This is a genomic window from Bradyrhizobium sp. CCGB12, from assembly GCF_024199845.1.
In the GTDB taxonomy this organism is placed as follows: domain Bacteria; phylum Pseudomonadota; class Alphaproteobacteria; order Rhizobiales; family Xanthobacteraceae; genus Bradyrhizobium.
Genome location: NZ_JANADO010000001.1, coordinates 7510899 through 7528749 on the forward strand (window position 1 = coordinate 7510899; position 17851 = coordinate 7528749).

Sequence of the window (17851 nt, forward strand, 5' to 3'; positions counted from 1 at the left end):
CTCACTCGGTTGAAAGAATCGGCGCGACCTGGAATCGCGCCCGGGATCATGAAGTGAACCTATGAACGGCTCCTTGCCGGGTCAAGGATGCTCACGCCGCGAACAAGGGATGCCAGCGCCGCGTCCAGCGCGGGGGCTGAAATCTCCATATATTCAAGGGCCTCGGTCCAGAGCAGGACAGCCCTGACCGGCTTTTGGGGATAAAGCCGCGAGAGCACCGCCCGGTACAGTGCGAGCTGCCGGACATAGGCGGCGGGTGCTTCGCTGGCACTCCTGGGCGCGGCCTGGTTGGTCTTGAAGTCGACGATCAGGACCTCGTCGGGACGAACCACCAGCCGGTCGATCTGCCCCGACACCAGCGCTGGCTGGCGGCCCGGCCGCTCCAATTTGCCGACGATGGCGACCTCCGCCCGGCTGCCGGCGCCAAACACCGGGGCGAAACGCGGTTCAGCGATCAGACCGAGCACCTTGTCGGCCAGCGCGGTACGGTCGGCCTCCGGCCAGTCGGAGGCGTTGCGTGCCATGAAGCCGAGCGCGGCCTCGCGACGGCGCTCAATGGCGAGATCGGGCAGGGATTGCAGCAGCCGATGCACCAGCGTGCCGCGTTGCAATGCGAGGGCGCGGGACTGGACCGATTCGCCTGATCGTACCGCGCGCCCCCCCTCGGCAGGCTGGCCGGAGGGACGCACCAGATCGTCGTCGACGGTCTCGCGCAGTGCCGGTGCGCGCAGCCAATCCGGCAACGCGACGGTCTGGTCCGCGGAGGTTGCGGGCGTGCCGAGCGCTGCGACATCCCCAGGGCGGGCGAATCGGGTCACCTTGCCGAGGGGCGTCTCGATCGTCTGCTTGTCGAGGCCCGAGCCGGCAAGCCCGGTGTCGACCAGATCGTACCAGCTCAGCTTGCGGACCGTCTTCATGTTGCCGGGCATGCAGCCGCCGACGATCAGCCGGTCGGCCGCGCGCGTCATCGCGACATAGAGCAGGCGGCGGTATTCGTCCTCGGTCTCCTCGAGCATCGCCTTGCGCGCCTCGATAACAGGCTTGGGATCGTCCGCCTTGCGGCCGGCCCAGACCACGACCTCGCCGCCATTGCCGCGCGGCACGTGGATCAGCCGCAGGCGCTGCGAATCCGCAGGCGACGATGTGGTGTCGACCATGAACACGACGGAGGCCTCCAGGCCCTTGGCGCCGTGCACGGTCATCACTCGCACCTCGTCGCGCGAGATCTCCATGTCGCGCTTCACCTCGGTGTCGGCCGAACGGAGCCAGGCCATGAAGCCTTGCAGCGAGGCCGGAGCCTTGCGCTCGTAGTTCAGCGCCAGCTCCAGAAATTCGTCGAGCGCGTCGTTGGCTTCAAAGCCGAGCCGGCGCAGCATGCGTGCGCGACCGCCGTCGCCGCCGAGCAGCCAGGCGTAGAACGCGAACGGCGTCTCCTCGCGCGCCCGCGTCTCGCAGGCTTCCAGGCGCCGCAATGCCGTGGTGAACTTCTCGCTTGTGCCCGCATGCTCGCCGAGCGCGCGGCGCAGCGAGCCCTTGCGGCCATGGGCCAGCTGAAACAGATCGTCGTCATCGAGGCCGAACAGCGGGCTTTTCAGTGCGACCGCGAGCGCGAGATCGTCCTGCGGCAGCAGCAGCGCGTCCGCAAGGTTCATCAGGTCGATGATGGCGATGTGCTCGGTCAGCTTCAGCCGGTCGGCGCCGGCGACCGGGACGCCCGCGTGCTTCAGCGCCTGGATCACGGCGTCGAATGCGTTGCCACGCCGGCGCACCAGGATCAGCATGTCGCCGTAGCGTAGGGGACGACGCTCGCCGTCGTGTCCCGTCAGCGTGCCGCTCTCGACCAGGCGCTTGATCTCGGCCTGGATCCGGTGGGCGAGCTTCACTTCGGGGCTGGTCGCGGCAACGCCGTCGAAGGGGGCGCGCCAGCCTTCGATGTCCTGTCTGTCGTCGGCTTCCGCAAGGTCCCACAGCTCGATAACGCTGGGGCCTGCATCGGCGAGCGCATTGTGCAGGGGTTGGCCGATGTCGACAGAATGGATACTCTTGTAGATCGCGGGTTCGCGAAAGACATGGTCAACCGAGTGCAGGATCGCGGCGCCTGAGCGGAACGAATAGGTGAAGGCGACCGGATCGAATTTCAGCCCAGCGGCGGTGAACTTGCGGCCCAGCTCCCGCTTACGCGTATCGAATTCGTGCGGGTCAGCGCCCTGGAACGAGAAGATCGACTGCTTCTCGTCGCCGACGGCGAAGACGGTGCGGTTCAGCCCTTCGCGCGCGCCTTCTCCGGCCGTGAATTCCGAGATGATGTGCGCGACGATGTCCCATTGCCGCGGGCTGGTGTCCTGGGCCTCGTCGATCAGGACGTGGTCGACGCCGCGGTCGAGCTTGTAGTGCACCCAGCCCGAGGAGACGCGGTCGAGCATCGCCAGCGTCTTGTCGATCAGATCGTCATAATCGAGCAGCCCGCGCTCCTGCTTCTCGCGGCGATAGTTTGCGGCGGCGGCGGTCGCGATATGCAGCAGGGCCGCGGTGCGGTCGCGCATGGTCACCGCGCGGCGCTTCTCGATCAGTCCACTGAGACGCTGCGCCTCGTTCTCGAACAGACGGGCGACGGATGGATTGTGATCGCAAAACTTCTTGGTCAGCACCGCCTTGCGCGGCAGCTTCTCGTCGGTGAGGAAGACGCCGAGATAGGCATCAACCTGCGCGCTGCCGGAAAAAACCTTTGCCTCGCGGAGCCGGCCAGCCTGGTCGTTGTCGGACTTGCTGCCGTCCTCCAGCGCAAAGGCGATGTCGTCCCAGCGCGATCGCGGCAGGAACGGGCCGTCGAGGATCTCCGTCTCGACATCCTCGATACGGTCGCTTGCATCGACGCCCAGCACTGCGCCCATCTGCTCGGCCGCCGCCCCGGCGTTGCCGGCCTCGTCGGTCCAGGCCATGAAGTGGTCGCGGCTGAGACAGGCTTCGCGCACGACCTCCTTGAACGTGACGTCGGCGGCGCTCGCCATCGCGGTCAGCAACGCACGGCCGGTGACGCTTTCCGGATCACGCGCGGCCTCCAGCAGCACCTTCAGATTGGCGCGCTCCATCATGTCGGTCTGGTCGCGCTCGTCGATGACAGCGAAGCGCGCCGGCACGTTGGCTTCGAACGGAAACTGCTGGAGCAGGCGGGTGCATAGCGCGTGGATCGTCTGCACCTTCAAGCCGCCCGGCGTCTCCAGCGCACAGGCGAAAAGTTTTCGTGCGTCGCGTCGCAGTTTTCGGTCCGGATGGGGAATGCCGACGGCGCGGATGGCTGCGTCAAGCCCGGTATCGTCAAGCGTCACCCAATGACCGAGCGTGGTGAACACGCGCTCGGCCATGTTGGCGGCGGCGGCCTTGGTGAAGGTGATACAGAGGATCTTTTCCGGCGGCACGCCCGACAGCAAGAGGCGGATCACGCGCTGCACCAGCACATGCGTCTTGCCCGAGCCGGCATTGGCCGACACGAAAGCCGAGGCGCTCGGATCGGACGCACGCGCCTGCCGCGCGCGTACCTCGTCGGGGATGGGGCGGGGCGCCTTCACCATTCCTCGATCCCCAATCCGCCGGCCGCGGACCATTCCTTGATGCGGGCGAGGTCGTCATAGGTGCCGTAGCGGTTCGTCCACATCGGCAGGTTCAACGAGGTATAGGGCTGATTCTCGTCCTCGAAGGCGCGGATCAGCGCCTCCAATTTTGCCCGCGCTTCTGCGGCTGCGGTATCCGGCAGCTGCGGCTCGTCGCCCGGCTTGAACTTGAGCTCGAGAATGCGCTCCTCGCCCGGCGGATTGTTGCCGCTGAGGCGAACATAGACGAGCTGGCTCACGGACGCCCCGGCGTCGATATCGGGAAAGCCGCCCTCGCGCAGGATCGCGGCTTCCAGCGTCAGCTGCGGCGACAGGCCCATGCGGACCTGTTTGCCGGTCGGCGGCTGCCCGGTCTTGTAGTCGAGGATAGCATAGCCGCCGCCCTGGCGCCGCTCGATGCGGTCGGCGCGCGCGGAGAGGCGGAAGCTGCGCTGAGGATCGAGCGTGATCGAGATCTCGCCTTGGGTCTCTGCCGTGATGGCCTCGATCGCCTCGCGACGCGCCGTCTCCCATTCGCCGAACCAGCGTGCGATGCGCTGGAAGCGCGGCCACCACAGCGCCCGCGCCTCGGGACGCTCCATCAGCGGGGCGAAATACTTTTCGCCGATCGCGCGCAGCACGCGCGCGGGATCGTCGGGCAGACGAGTGGCGTAGGTTTCGGTGAATTCGCCGAGCGCATCGTGGATCGCCGAGCCGCGGTCGGCGGCGGACAATGGCATATCGACGGGATCGAGCGCATCCAGCCGCAAAATGTGTCTTGCGTAGATCGTGTAGGGATCACGCAGCCAGTCCTCGATCGCGGTGACCGACATTTTCAGCGGCCGCGTCGCGCGCGGCGGGCGCGGCTCGGGCTGCTTGATCGGTTTGACTTCGGCGGGCTGGTCCAGCGCGCCGGCGAACTGCACGTATTTCTCGCCGGCGCGAATCGCCGCCTTCCAGAGATCGTCGCCCGCAACCGCCTCGAGCCGGTGCAGGAAGCGCGAGGCGACCGCCGGCGCGCCGCCGGCCTTGGCGGAATGGGTGAGGATGACCTCGTCGCCGCCGAGCAGCTGCGCGAAGTCGTGGGCGGAGAGGCCAATGCGGCGCTCCGGCAGGTCGAGACCAAGCTCGTGCCGCATCGGCCGGCTCAGCCAGGGATCGATCCGCGGCGTCGGCGGCCAGACGCCCTCGATCAGGCCGCCGACAATGATGCGGTCGGCCTGCATCAGGCGCGATTCCAGCGGGCCGTAGATCTGCAGCCGCGCGCCCGGTCTGTCCCGACGCCGCACCGCGCGATCGCTGAACGCGGTCTGGAAGACATCCGCGTAGTCGGGCAGCGTTACCATCAATCCGCTGGTCGTCCCGCCGCGCAGGAGATCGTCGAAGGCGCCGGCGAGCGCCAGGCCTTCGCGCTCCTCGAAGGCGAGCGAAAGGCCCCCCTGCTCGTCGCGCGACAGCTCAATCATGATCTCGCGATGCCGGTGCGCGAGCTCGGCGAAGTCAAATGGCTTTGATGTCGCGAGGCTCTCGATCGGCGCCAATGCCTTTTGCAAGGCATCGATCAGCAACTGGATGCGATCGAGCTCCTCCGCCTTCAAACGCGCACGGGGCTCGGCGCGGTGCAGCGCGGACACCTCGTTGCGCCACAGCTTTGCCAGCTCGTCGCGAAAGCGGTTGAATTCGCGCAACAGGCCGGCCGTGCCAGCGGGTGGGCGCGTGCCGCGCAAGACCGCAAGCTCGAGGCCCTCGATCGCCGCCTTCCATGCGCCGGGCAGCCGGCCGAGCCGGCAGAGCGGATGTTTCAGCATCGCCAAGAGCGTTGGCGGCTCCAGGCCTTTGGTCGCAGCTTCTGCGGTGAGCCGGGCAAAAACGCCGGCCGACGTTTCCATCAGCACGTCGCCGCCGGAATCGTCGAAGGCGAGATCCCATCGGGTCAGCGCAGCCATCACCCGCCGCGCCAGCGCACGATCTGGCGTCACCAGCGCCGCCGATTTGTCGAGATGCCGCGCCTCGCGCATTGCGATTGCGATGGCGAGGGCTTCCATCTCGGGGTTGGGGGCTTCGACGACCGCGAGGTTCGTCATGCTGCCGGTGATCTTCGCGGCGACATCAGGCTGCCTCAGACGGTCGTGCCAGACTTCCGTCTTGGCGGACGGCCGCATCGATTCGGACGCCAGCAAATCGCGGCCGCCTGCGGCCGGCGGCTGCAGGATGTCGACGTCGCTGCGCTTGATGCCGAAGCGATCCAGCAGCGCGTGCATGGCATATTGCGGATGGTTCGAGGCCGGATGCTCCGCGAACTTGCCGAGCGAGTCGCGCACGCCGCCGATGCTGCGCCAGGCCTCCTCGTCGAGATCGGTGTCGAGCCCCGGCAGCACCACCGCGCCGTGCGGTAGCGATGCGACTGCATGGAGGAATTTTGCGGTGGCCGGCATCGAGCCGGTCGAACCTGCCGCGATCACGGGACCATGGGGATGCGCGGTCAGGCGCCTCGCTTCCGCGGCGATCAGGAGATCGCGCCGTGCCGCCGGCTCGATCCGGTTGATCTCGGCGAGATGGCCGGGCCAGGCGATGCGTGCGATGCGCAAGAATTCGAGCGAGTGCTGCCAGTAGCGGTCGAGATTATCAGGCACGAGACCGTCGAGCGAGCTCCAGTCGACGCCGCGCGTGACCATGTCGTCGATCAACCGGGCGAGGTCGGAAGCAAGCGCCAGCGTCGAGGCGGGACCGCCGACCACCAGTGGCGACAGCACCGGGCCCTTGGCCCAGGCGGTGACGAGCTGCGCCAGCGTCAGGCGGCGTTCGAGCTCGCCAAGCCGCGGCGGAATGTCGAGCGGCGTTGCGCCGGAAAACTGTTCGCCTTCATCGGCGAAAGCGAGCTCGTCCTCGTCGATGTCGCCGAGCGCGACGATGCGCGGCAGCACGACCGCATCCGCCTTCATCTCGTCGAGGAAGATCTCGCGGACGACGCGCATCGCGCGCCGGGTCGGCAGGTACAGCGTCGCGTCCGCGAGCCGCGCCGGTTCCTTGCGCGCCTCGAACCCATCGACCAGCCGGCCGTCGAGCAGGGCCGTGACGACCGTGCGCAGAAACGGAACTGAGAGGGGGACGCTGAAAACGCGCATGGGCTGCCTGATTCGGAGGATCAGGCGCCAATATAGGGAGACAGGGTCAAATGGTCATGGGCAGCAGTGCGGTCTTCCCCGCTGTTCGCCATTCACGGCTCTCGTGCCCCAGCCGTAGGGTGGGCAAAGCGAAGCGTGCCCACGCATTTTTGCGATCGAGAGAGATGGTGGGCACGGCGCGAGGGCGCCTTTGCCCACCCTACGGCACCGTGTCTGGAGCGGCCCTACGCCACGCTCTCCAGAAACGCCTCTTCTGCCGCATGCACGGCGTCGGGGGTCCCGACATGCATCCAGACCCCGTCGAGGCGCAGGCCGAACAGCCGCTCCTGCTCGTTGGCGCGGTCGAACATCTTGGTCAGTGAGAACTCGCCCTTGGGCGCGTCTGCGAAGATCGCAGGCGACATGATCGCCGCGCCGGCATAGACGAATGGAACGACTTCCTTCTCCTTGCGCTTGCGCAAGGCGCCGTCGGGCAGCATGCCGTAATCGCCGCGACCGCCATAGCCGATGCTGGTCGCGGTCGGCGCCATCAGCAGCAGGATGTCCATGCGCGCGGGGTCGAAGTTCTCCGCAAGCCGCGTCAGATTGGAGCGCACGCCATCGATCCACAACGTGTCGGAATTGACGTGGAAGAACGGCGCATCGCCGAGCAGCGGCAGAGCCTTGACCACGCCGCCGCCGGTGCCGAGCACCTGGTCGCGTTCGTCCGAGATGATCACCCGCGGATGCTGGCGTGATGCAGTGTGATTGATGATCTGGTCCGGCAGGTAATGCACGTTGACCACGGCCTCGGTCACGCCGGCCTGGCCGAGCTTGTCGAGCACGTGGTCGAGCAGCGGCTGGCCGGCCACCGGCACCATCGGCTTCGGCATCTTGTCCGTCAACGGACGCATGCGTAGGCCGAACCCTGCGGCGAGCACCATGGCTTTGGTCGGCTTGACGGACATTCGTCGCTTTCTCAGATCCCTTGATTTCGCTTTCGCGGCAATCCTAGCATGAGCCTTGTCCAGCCGCACCGCATCCCAACCGCCTTAATCGCCCGCCGTGACGGTTGTACGACGAGTGTTGCCGTCACGCCCCGACGGCTGTGGAGCGCGCCTTTTTCTTCTTGTCGCCGACCTTGAGGAAATTGACTCCGATCTGGTCGCCATTGACCCAGGCCAGCTCGCAACGCCGGTACGCAAGTCCGGTGGAAGACAGCAGGAGAAAAAATTCCTTCAGATGGAGCCCTTCCACCGAGCCGTCGATGGTCAGCTTGGCGCCGGTCTCGGAGACGTCCTCCATGGTGCAGTCGCGCCGCCAGGTGCCGTCGATGCCCATCATCTGGGCCGGAACCCCGCGCTCGAAAATAACCCGGCTATTCCCGCGCTGATCCGCTTTCGCCGCCATCTGCCCTTGCTCCAGCCCCGTAATCATCCGGCGCCCTCGCCGCCAGAATAGCGACATCTTGGCTAACGGCCGGTAAATCGTATCAGGATCAGGGTTGCGGCGGCGGGACGTTAGCGAGATACCAGTCGCGCAAAGAGTTCAGCGCGGGATGCGCCAGCGAGCGCTGGAGATAGGTCCAGATCCGCGGCTGGTGACGCAGATAATGCGGCTTGCCGTCGCGGCGATTGAGTCGGGCGAAGGTGCCGAGCAGGCGCGTGTTCCGCTGCGCCGACATGATGGCGTAGAGCTCGGCGAAACCGGCCGCGTCGAAGCCTGCATCGTTCGCACGGCGCGCCTTGATGTAGCGCGACAGCAGCGTCAGTTCGAGCGCCTCGGGCACGTCGATGCGGGCATCTTGAAGCAGCGAGACGACATCGTAGGATCGCGGCCCCAGCACGGTATCTTGGAAATCGATCACGCCGACGCGTTCGATGCCGCTGCGCTTCCCAAGCCAGATCAGGTTGGGCGAGTGATAGTCGCGGATGATCCATGACCGCGGCGCCGCCAACGGCTTCCTGAGCAACTCGCGCCACATCGCGAAAAACACCGAGCGTGCCTCCGCGCTCAGCGGCGCGTTGCGATCGGGCAGATACCATTCCGGCATCAGGCCGATCTCGATCAGCAGCGCCTCGTCGTCGAAGACCGGAATGTCGTAGCTCTGCCCGCCCAGTGGCAGCGTTTCCGGCAGCGACTTGCCGTGCAGTGTGGCCAGCACGTCGGTCGCGGCCTCGTAGCGCTCGGGAATCGGGCGCGGCGGATCGCCTTCGATCACGCCCTCGCTGCCGAAATCTTCGGTGATCAGGAAGCCATGGTCGAGATCGGAATGGTGGATCGCGGGCGCCGAAATCCCCTGGGCGCGCAGGCCTTCATCGATGGCGACGAAAGGTTTGACGTTTTCGGCGAGATGCACCGCGGCGCTGTAGGATTTTCCATCGTACATCGCCGCGCCGTCGGGCCGCTGCGGAAAGTTCATGAGGATGACGATCTCGTCGTCGCGCAGCAGCCGCGCATAGGAGCGCGTCGAGGCATCGCCCGCCATGCGCCTGCGCGTTGAATCCATGTAGCCGGCCGCATCCAGGAATTCGCGCTGCGCCTTCAGCCGGGCGACGATCGCGGCGGCCTTGCCGTATCCGGTGATGTCAGCGGCGCGCGCATTCGAGCCCAGCGCGGGCCGGTGCGTCAGTGCGATGTCGATGCGATCCCCAGGCATCGCCGACGGCGCGCGCTCCGGCCACTCGATCAGCACGAGCGTGGCATCGGGCAGCGGCGAAAGCCCGATCTCCTCGAGCTCGCTCTCGTTCTCGACGCGGTAGAGGTCGGCGTGCATCACAGGGAAGGGCGGCAGCTCATAGCCCTGCACCAGCGTGAAGGTCGGGCTCGGCACCTCCAGCGTCTCGTCGTCGGCGAGATAGCGGATCAGGCTGCGCGCCGCCGCGGTCTTGCCGGCACCGAGATCGCCGGTGAGCGTGATGACGTCGCCGGGACCGACCAGCAGCGCGAGATCGGCCATCAGTTGCGCAGTGGCCGTCTCGTTGCGGAGCGCGACGGAGAATGTGATGGGTTCAGTCATTCGGCGGCGTCGCGATGCGCCGCCTGGTCGGTCGGGAAATCGCAGATCACGACCGTGCCCCGGCCGACGATCGAATCCACCCGCACCTTGCCGCCATGCAGCTCGACGAAGGAGCGCACCAGCGACAGTCCGAGCCCGGCACCGCGGTGACGCGAGCCTTGCGAGCGGCTTTCGAACCAGTTGAACACCTTGTCCTTCATGTCGGCAGGTATTCCAGGCCCGGAATCTGTCACAGTGAAGACCACGCTGCGTTCGGTGCGGCGCGCGCTGATGCCGACGGTGGAATCCTGTGGAGAAAACCCGACGGCGTTGGCGAGGAGGTTATAGAGCACCTGCACCACGCGCTTCTCGTCGCCGACGAAGCTGCCGACATCGGGCGCGATCTCGACCTTGAGGCGGATACGGTCGGTGGCAAGGCGGTCCTGGATGCCCTCGGCGGCCAGCTCGATGGTCTTGCTGACGTCGACGGGCCCGAGTTCCAGCTTCATCGCGCCGGCGTCGATGGTGGCGAGATCGAGGATGTTGTTGGTCAGCGCCAACAGCGCGTTGGTCGATTTGGTGACGTAGTCGAGATACTCGGCCTGCTTCGGCGTCAGCGGCCCGGTCGAGGGATCGCTGAGGAAATGCGCGAAGCCGATGATGGTGGTGAGCGGCGAGCGCAGCTCGTAGGAGACGTGGTGGACGAAATCCACCTTCATCTGGTCGGCGGCCTCCAGCGCCTCGTTGCGCTCGCGCAGCGCGCGCTCGACATTCTCGGTGTCGGTGATGTCCTGGAACGTCAGCATGGTGGCGCCGTCATGCAGCGGCCGGATCATGCCGTCGAGCACGCTGCCGTCCTTGCGCTCCAGCTTCAGCGGCACGTCGGCGCGATTCTCGATCGAGGTGATGGCCTCGCGGATCTGGCGCCAGACCATGGGGTCGTCGAACAGCTGATGGCACCAGCCTTCGACGGTCTGGATGTGCGGCTCGTCGCGCATGGCATCGCTCGACAGCTTCCACATCCGGACAAAGGCCGGGTTGAACAGCTGCGCCTTGCCGTTGCTGCCGAACACCGCAACGCCCTCGGCGAGACTGTCCAGCGTCTCGCGCTGCACCCGGATCATGCCGTCGAAGCGGCGGGCCAGCTCGAGGCTCTCGGTGACGTCGTCGAACAGATAGGTGACGCCGCCTTCCGGGTTCGGCGTGGTGACCACGGAGAGCGCGCGGCCGTCGGGCAGGTACCAGGTGTCCTTGGCGGTCTCGACCGCGCGATAGGCTTCGTGAAGCTTGGCCTTCCAGGCGCGGAAGTCCGGCTGCTCCGGCAGCTTGCGCGCGGCGCGAAGCTGGTCGAGCACGCTGGAATCATCGGGGTTGGCGTCGAGGAAGGTGCGGTCGAGGTCCCACAGCCGGCGATAGGAATCGTTGTAGAAGGCGAGGCGGCGCTGGCCGTCGAACACGGCAACGCCGGAGGAGAGCTGGTCCAGCGTGCGGCGATGCGCCTCCGCCATGCGTATGAGGGCCGAGCTGAGCGCAGCCGCTTCGCTGGCATCGATGGCGACGCCAACGCTGCCGCTGCCGACATTGACGGCGCGTACGTCGTAGATGCGCCGCTCGCCGTCGATCACGATCGGCAGCCGCGAGTTGAAGTTGGCGCTGTCCTTCAGTCCCCGCTCCATCGCGGTGCGGTCGGCGCTGTCGAGCAGCTCGAGCTTGCGCTGCTGGGCGTCGGTGATGCTGGCCGCCTCGGTCGCACGGACATAGGCCGGGTTGGCGTAGGTCAGTGCGCCGTTCTCCCCCTTGGCCCAGATCGGCCAGGGTGCGGCGGCGGCGAAGCCACGTAGCATCTCGGTCTCGTCGGAGAGCGCCTTGTAACGCAGATGGGTCTCGGCCAGATCGCGCCGGAGCCCGGAGAGCTCGCGAATCCTGACAATGGCCTGGCCGCCGATGGCGCGGCCGATGGCCTCGAGCGTGTGGCCATGCGCGGTGGTCAGCGTGAGCTGGAACCCGTCGCCATGCTCGCGCAGCGCATCGACGGCGTGGTCCATCTGCAGCGCGGGTTCCGGAGGCAGCCAGGTTCCGAACGCGAGCACGCGTTGCGGCGAGGAATCGCGCGGCAGCACCATGGAGATGTCGCCGGAAATCTGCGCGCGATTGTCGCCGGCCGGCCAGGAGATCAGGACCTGCGGTTCGGCGAACAGCAGCGCGCCGAAGCGATCGGCCTGGAGCTGCAGTTCCCCGATTCGCGCACGCAGCCGTGCCTCGTTCTTGGCCGTGCGCACGCGCGTGCGCATCAACAGGATCGCGGCCACGACCGAGAAGCCGAGCAGGGCCAGCGCGGTGGCGAGCACCGCGAGTTCCTGCCGGTTGAAATCCAGCATGATGGAGAGAGTGTCGAAGAGATCGGCGGCCTCGGCCGGCGCAGCCGGCAGCAGCGCCGCGAAAGCGCCTCCCAACAAGCCGTTGCGCGCCAACGATGTGCACGACAGCAGCGTCCGACGCATCGACACGATCACGCCTGACATAGTTGCCCCAAGATCGCACAGATTTGCGCGCGGCGACCCCCGTCGCGCGCGAATCAAACGACAATACCCTCACCGCGACTCCGGCGGTAAGAGTCCAGATCGTGAACGCAAAGGCGGCCCCCCAAAAATGCGGGGTGCTGTTCCCGGCTCACGTAATTCTGCGGGTGATTCGACTGGAATTGCCGCGATTTAACGTGTGATGCGTATCGCTTGCCACGATGTCGGTGCGCTCCCTCCCCCGCTTGGGGGGAGGGTTGGGGGAGAGGGTGTCGCCGCAACGGAACATTCCCCCAGAGGAAAGAACCCTCACCCGCGTCGCTTCGCTCCGCGACCTCGCCCGCAAGCGGGAGAGGTGAAGCCAACTCGCAGCTCAGCTAGCGGCCGGTCGAGCCGAAGCCGCCGGCGCCGCGATCGGTTGCCGATAAGGTGGCCACGGGAACCAGCGCGGCCTGCACCACAGGCGCAATCACCATCTGGGCGATGCGCTCGCCGCGCTTGATCACGAACGGCGCCGCGCCGTGGTTGATCAGGATCACCTTGATCTCGCCGCGATAGTCCGCGTCGATCGTGCCCGGCGAGTTCAGCACGGTGACACCGTGCTTGGCCGCAAGCCCCGAACGCGGCCGCACCTGCGCCTCGTGCCCGGGCGGCAGCGCGATCGCGAGGCCGGTCGGCACCAGCGCGTATTGGCCGGGCGCGAGCGTCATCGGGTCGCTGTCCGGCACTGCGGCCATCAGGTCGAGGCCGGCGGCCTCGGCGGTCTGATAGGCCGGGAGCGGCAGACCTTCGGCATGCGCGAGGGGTTGCAGTTCGACCGTGACTTTCGTGCTCAAGATGCCGGCTCCCGGGATTTGGCGGTCACGCTCTTGGCGACATGCGCGACCAGTTCGATGGCGACCTGTTCCTTGGTCATCACCGGCCAGGAATCAACTGCGATCTCGCCGTCCTTCACGTCATTCTTGCGGCTGATGAGATGGACGGTGTTGCGGTCGCCGCCCATCACGCCGGTGGCCGGCGAAACGTCGTTGGCGACGATCCAGTCGCAGCCCTTGCGTGCGAGTTTTGACTTGGCGTTGTCGATGAGGTGCTCGGTCTCGGCGGCGAAGCCGATCACCAGCGGCGGCCGCTTGTCGGTCAGCTTCGAGATCGTGGCGAGGATGTCGGGGTTTTCGACCAGCTGTAGCGGCGGCATGCCGGCCGACGTCTTCTTCAACTTCTGTTCGCCTTCATTGGCGACGCGCCAGTCGGCGACCGCGGCGGCGAAGATCGCGATGTCGGCGGGAAGTGCGGCCTGCACCTGCTCCAGCATCTGCCTTGCCGATTCGACATGCTTCACGGTCACGCCCTGGGGATCGCTAAGGTCGACCGGACCGCTGACCAAAATCACCTCGGCGCCCGCGGCCTGCGCAGCGGCGGCGATGGCAAAGCCCTGCTTGCCGGAGGAACGGTTGGCGATGTAGCGCACCGGATCGATCGGTTCGTGCGTGGGACCTGCGGTAATCAGCACACGCTTGCCGGCGAGTGGACGCGGCACCGGTGGCCGCAGCAGCCGCTCGGCGGCATTGGCGATCTCGATGGCTTCGGACATGCGGCCGGTCCCGGCTTCACCCGCCTCCGCCATCTCGCCGGAATTCGGGCCGATCAACACCACGCCGTCGCGCTGGAGCACGCCGACATTGCGTCGCGTCGCCGCGTTGTTCCACATCAGGGGGTTCATCGCCGGCGCCAGCAGCACCTTGCGGTTGGTCGCGAGCAGGATGGCGCTGGCGAGATCGTCGGCATGGCCGTTGGCCATCTTGGCCATCAGGTCGGCGGTGGCCGGCGCCACCACGATCAGGTCGCAGTCGCGCGCGAGGCGGATGTGGCCGGCGTCGAACTCGCTCTGGGGGTCGAACAGGTCGGTGTAGACGCGCTCATGCGACAGCGCGCTCACGGCCAGCGGCGTGACGAATTGCTGCGCCGCCTTGGTCAGCACGCAGCGGACCTCGACGCGCCGCTCCTTCAGCCGGCGGATCAGGTCGAGTGATTTATAGGCCGCGATCCCGCCGCCGATGATCAGGGTGACGCTGGCCTCGGGGAGGGCGCCGGTGCGCTGGGGCGTCGCCGTGGTGGACGCTGCCGCTGGCACTGCAAACGGCGTCAGCGGCTCCTCCCGGCCCTCGATCAGCTCCCGCAAGATGACCCGGACCTCTTCCTCGACCGACCTGTGATTCTTGGCCGAGCGCAGCCGCAAATAGGTTTTGACGGCGTCGTCGAGCTTGCGGATGGTCAGGCTTGCCATGACGCCCCTCCAGCACGGAATGATAGCGATGCTATCATCCCGATGATTGCAGTGCAATCATAGATTCCGGACGGCGATCAGGATGCCGATGAAGGTCGCGGCGATGATCCAGAGCGCCACGGTGCGCCAGCGGTTCTTGCGGCCCTCGCTGCGCCCCATCGCCGCGATGCTCTCCGGCGACAGTCTGATCCCCTCCCGGGTCATGGTCTCGAGCTGCTCGAGCACATTCACCGATCGCTCGGCGATCTCCGGCAGGCGCATCAGCACCCGCGCGATGTCCCCGGTCCCGGCAAGCGCGCCCTGTACCCGGCCGATCGGGCCGAGATTGCGCTCGATCCATTCGCGCACCACGGGGTCGGCGACCTTCCAGATGTCGAGCTTCGGATCGAAGGCGCGCGCAACGCCTTCGACCACGACCATGGTCTTCTGCAGCAGGATCAACTCGGGCCGCGTCGTCATGTCGAACAGGCCAGTGACCTCGAGCAGCAGCGTCAGCAGCCGCGCCATCGAGATCTCCTCGGCGGTGCGGTTGTGGATCGGCTCGCCGATGGCGCGGATCGCTTGCGCGAAATTCTCGACCGAATGGTGCGCGGGCACATAGCCCGCCTCGAAATGCACCTCGGCGACACGCCGATAGTCGCGGGTGATGAAGCCGAGCAGGATCTCGGCGAGGAAGCGCCGCTCCTTCATCCCGAGCCGGCCCATGATGCCGAAATCGACCGCGACCAGGCGGCCGGCGTCGTCCAGGAACAGATTGCCCGGATGCATGTCGGCGTGGAAGAAGCCGTCGCGCAGTGCATGCCGCAGGAAACTTTGGATCACCTTGCGGCCGAGATCGGGCAGGTCGACCTGCGCCTCCTCCAGGCGCTTGTGATCGTTGAGCGCGATGCCGTCGATCCACTCCATCGTCAGCACGTTGTGCGTGGTGCGGTCCCAGTCGACTGCAGGCACGCGGAAATCAGGATCGCCCTGCGTGTTCTCCGCCATCTCCGACAGCGCCGCAGCCTCCAGCCGCAGGTCCATCTCCATCGCGACCGAGCGCGACATGGTGTTGATGACCTCGATCAGGCGCAGGCGCCGCGCCTCGGAGGAGTAAGCCTCGGCCTTGTGCGCGACGAAGAAGAAGTCGGAGAGGTCGCGCCGGAAGCGCGCGGCGACGTTGGGCCGGAGCACCTTGATCGCGACCGGCCTGCGGATGCCGTCACGGAACACCTCGCCGCGATGCACCTGCGCGATCGAAGCGGCGGCGACCGGCGGGCCGAAGCTCGCAAACACATCCGTCAGCGGCCGTTCCAGCGAGGTCGTGATCGCAGCTTCCGCTTCGGCTTGCGAAAACGGCGGCAGGCGATCCTGGAGGCTTTCGAGGTCGCGCGCCATGATGACGCCGACCACGTCGGGGCGCGTCGCCAGGAATTGCCCGAGCTTGAGATAGGCCGGGCCCATCCGCGTCAACGCACGCGATATCCGTGGACCGTGCTTGACACCGCGGCGCTCAATGATGCGCGCCAGCTTCAGCGCGAGTTGTCCCGGCGGCGGCACCAGGCTCGGATCGACCGAGCCGAACACGCCTTCGCGCGCAAAGACGAACGCGGCGCGGATCAGGCGCGTAATGTGGGTGATGCCAGAAATCACAAACGCCAGCCTGAATGCAGTGCGACGATGCCGCCGGAGAGTGCTTGCCAGCTGACGCGGGAAAAGCCGGCGTCGCGGATCATGTCGGCGAAGACGACTGGCTTTGGAAACTTGCGGATTGATTCGACAAGATATTGGTAGGATTCGGCGTCGCCCGTGACCATGCGGCCGAGCGGCGGAATCACCTTGAACGAGAACAGATCATAGAGCTTGTCGAGCCCGGGCATTTCGACGGTGGAGAATTCCAGGCACAGGAAGCGGCTGCCGGGCCTCAGCACACGATAGGCCTCGCGCAGCGCAAGGTCGATCTGCGGCACGTTGCGAATGCCGAAAGCGATCGTATAGGCGTCGAAGCTGCGGTCGGCGAAGGCCAGCGATTCGGCATTGCCTTCGACGAAATCGACCTGGGTCTCGAGATGGCGCTTGGCGGCGCGTTCGCGGCCGACGGCGAGCATGTCGGAATTGATGTCGCAGACCGTGGCATGGAAGCCGGGGCCGGCCGCCTTGGCGGCGCGGAACGAGATGTCGCCAGTGCCGCCGGCGACGTCGAGCAGCGCGAACGGCCGGTCGCTCCTGGGCGGGTCGAGCGCGTTGATCATGATGTCCTTCCAGACCCGGTGCAGGCCACCGGACATCAGGTCGTTCATCAGATCATAGCGCGAGGCTACGCTGTGAAACACATCGTTCACCAGCGTCTGCTTGTCGCCCAGGGGGACGTTCCTGAAGCCAAAATGCGTGGTTTCGCCCGGCCGATCCATTACTCTACTCCACGAGGCGGACCATAGCGCGCCCGCCGCAATGGCGCTATCACACCGCCTTCATAAGGTGAATGCCCGACCATGCCTGAATTGCCCGAAGTCGAGACCGTCCGCCGCGGCCTTCAGCCCGTCATGGAGGGTGCGAAAATCCTGGTTGCGGAGGCCCGCCGGCCGGATTTGCGTTTTCCGTTCCAGCCGGACTTCGTGGCGCGGCTGAAGGGGCAGGTCGTCACCGGGCTCGGCCGCCGCGCAAAATATCTTATGGCCGATCTCGCCTCCGGCGACGTGCTCCTGATGCATCTGGGCATGTCGGGCTCGTTCCGTGTCATCAAGCCGGACAACGACGCGCAGCCTGGCGAGTTTCACTATCCGAAGGGCAAGGATTCCGCGCACGACCACGTGCTGTTTCGAATGTCCTCCGGCGCCGACATCGTCTTCAACGACCCGCGCCGCTTCGGTTACATGAAAGTGATCGCGCGCAATGCGCTCGATGAAGAGCCGCTGCTTCGCGGGCTCGGTCCCGAGCCGCTCGGCAACGAGTTCGATGCCGCGATGCTGGCGCGGTCCTGCGCCGGCAAGACCACGAGCCTGAAGGCGGCGCTGCTCGACCAGCGCGTGGTCGCGGGGCTCGGCAACATCTATGTCTGCGAAGCCCTCCACCGCTCGCATCTGTCGCCGCGCCGGATCGCCGCAACGCTGTCAACGAAGAAGGGCGAGCCGACGGATCATGCCAAGCGGCTGGTCGGCGCGATCCACACCGTGCTGAACGATGCGATCAAGGCCGGCGGCTCCAGTTTGCGCGACCATCGCCAGACCTCGGGCGAGCTCGGCTATTTCCAGCACTCCTTCAAGGTCTATGACCGCGAAGGCGAGAAATGCACGACGCCCGCCTGCGGCGGCACGATCAAGCGCTTCACCCAGAACGGCCGCTCCACCTTCTGGTGTCCGAAATGTCAGAAATAGCTCGCC

At 66.6% G+C, this 17851-nt stretch carries 11 protein-coding genes; 1 reads left to right on the forward strand and 10 read right to left on the reverse strand.

What is annotated here, in order from left to right:
* Positions 1–59: 59 nt before the first annotated feature.
* From addA to ubiE, 10 genes are all read right to left on the reverse strand, one after another.
* Positions 60–3569, reverse strand: coding sequence for a double-strand break repair helicase AddA (gene addA, locus NLM27_RS34425; RefSeq protein WP_254147496.1), 3510 nt, complete (start codon positions 3567–3569; stop codon positions 60–62).
* Positions 3563–6712, reverse strand: coding sequence for a double-strand break repair protein AddB (gene addB / locus NLM27_RS34430; RefSeq protein ID WP_254147497.1), 3150 nt, complete (start codon positions 6710–6712; stop codon positions 3563–3565). The genes addA and addB overlap by 7 nt, the downstream gene beginning before the upstream one ends.
* A 224-nt stretch (positions 6713–6936) precedes the next feature.
* Positions 6937–7659 carry a nucleotidyltransferase family protein gene (locus NLM27_RS34435; RefSeq protein ID WP_254147498.1) on the reverse strand — a complete coding sequence of 241 codons (723 nt, stop codon included), beginning with the start codon at positions 7657–7659 and terminating at the stop codon, positions 6937–6939.
* 124 nt (positions 7660–7783) lie between these two features.
* On the reverse strand, positions 7784–8101 hold the full coding sequence (locus tag NLM27_RS34440) for a PilZ domain-containing protein (protein WP_254147499.1): 318 nt from the start codon (positions 8099–8101) through the stop codon (positions 7784–7786).
* Positions 8102–8189: 88 nt separating this feature from the next.
* Positions 8190–9710 (reverse strand): tRNA (adenosine(37)-N6)-threonylcarbamoyltransferase complex ATPase subunit type 1 TsaE, encoded by a 1521-nt coding sequence (gene tsaE, locus NLM27_RS34445; RefSeq protein WP_254147500.1) that lies wholly within the window; start codon positions 9708–9710, stop codon positions 8190–8192.
* Entirely contained in the window at positions 9707–12211 is a 2505-nt protein-coding gene (locus NLM27_RS34450) for a PAS domain-containing sensor histidine kinase (RefSeq protein WP_254147501.1), read from the reverse strand. Before NLM27_RS34450 ends, tsaE begins: the two co-directional genes overlap by 4 nt.
* Positions 12212–12585: 374 nt before the next feature.
* Positions 12586–13044, reverse strand: coding sequence for a dUTP diphosphatase (gene dut, locus NLM27_RS34455; protein ID WP_254147502.1), 459 nt, complete (start codon positions 13042–13044; stop codon positions 12586–12588).
* Entirely contained in the window at positions 13041–14492 is a 1452-nt protein-coding gene (coaBC, locus tag NLM27_RS34460) for a bifunctional phosphopantothenoylcysteine decarboxylase/phosphopantothenate--cysteine ligase CoaBC (RefSeq protein WP_254147503.1), read from the reverse strand. The genes dut and coaBC overlap by 4 nt, the downstream gene beginning before the upstream one ends.
* 57 nt (positions 14493–14549) lie before the next feature.
* A complete protein-coding gene (ubiB, locus tag NLM27_RS34465) occupies positions 14550–16124 on the reverse strand; it encodes a 2-polyprenylphenol 6-hydroxylase (RefSeq protein WP_254147504.1) in 1575 nt (524 codons plus the stop codon).
* On the reverse strand, positions 16121–16882 hold the full coding sequence (ubiE, locus tag NLM27_RS34470; RefSeq protein ID WP_254147505.1) for a bifunctional demethylmenaquinone methyltransferase/2-methoxy-6-polyprenyl-1,4-benzoquinol methylase UbiE: 762 nt from the start codon (positions 16880–16882) through the stop codon (positions 16121–16123). The genes ubiB and ubiE overlap by 4 nt, the downstream gene beginning before the upstream one ends.
* An 81-nt stretch (positions 16883–16963) precedes the next feature.
* On the opposite strand from ubiE, the gene mutM reads away from it, so the two are divergent.
* A complete protein-coding gene (gene mutM, locus NLM27_RS34475) occupies positions 16964–17845 on the forward strand; it encodes a bifunctional DNA-formamidopyrimidine glycosylase/DNA-(apurinic or apyrimidinic site) lyase (RefSeq protein ID WP_254147506.1) in 882 nt (293 codons plus the stop codon).
* The last annotated feature ends 6 nt before the right edge of the window (positions 17846–17851 follow it).

Coding starts and splice junctions, on each gene's coding strand:
- NLM27_RS34440 (WP_254147499.1), bottom strand. CDS start 8,101: ATGGCGGCGAAAGCGGATCAGCGCGGGAATAGCCGGGTTATTTTCGAG.
- ubiE (WP_254147505.1), bottom strand. CDS start 16,882: ATGGATCGGCCGGGCGAAACCACGCATTTTGGCTTCAGGAACGTCCCC.
- NLM27_RS34450 (WP_254147501.1), bottom strand. CDS start 12,211: ATGTCAGGCGTGATCGTGTCGATGCGTCGGACGCTGCTGTCGTGCACA.
- addA (WP_254147496.1), bottom strand. CDS start 3,569: ATGGTGAAGGCGCCCCGCCCCATCCCCGACGAGGTACGCGCGCGGCAG.
- mutM (WP_254147506.1), top strand. CDS start 16,964: ATGCCTGAATTGCCCGAAGTCGAGACCGTCCGCCGCGGCCTTCAGCCC.
- tsaE (WP_254147500.1), bottom strand. CDS start 9,710: ATGACTGAACCCATCACATTCTCCGTCGCGCTCCGCAACGAGACGGCC.
- coaBC (WP_254147503.1), bottom strand. CDS start 14,492: ATGGCAAGCCTGACCATCCGCAAGCTCGACGACGCCGTCAAAACCTAT.
- NLM27_RS34435 (WP_254147498.1), bottom strand. CDS start 7,659: ATGTCCGTCAAGCCGACCAAAGCCATGGTGCTCGCCGCAGGGTTCGGC.
- addB (WP_254147497.1), bottom strand. CDS start 6,712: ATGCGCGTTTTCAGCGTCCCCCTCTCAGTTCCGTTTCTGCGCACGGTC.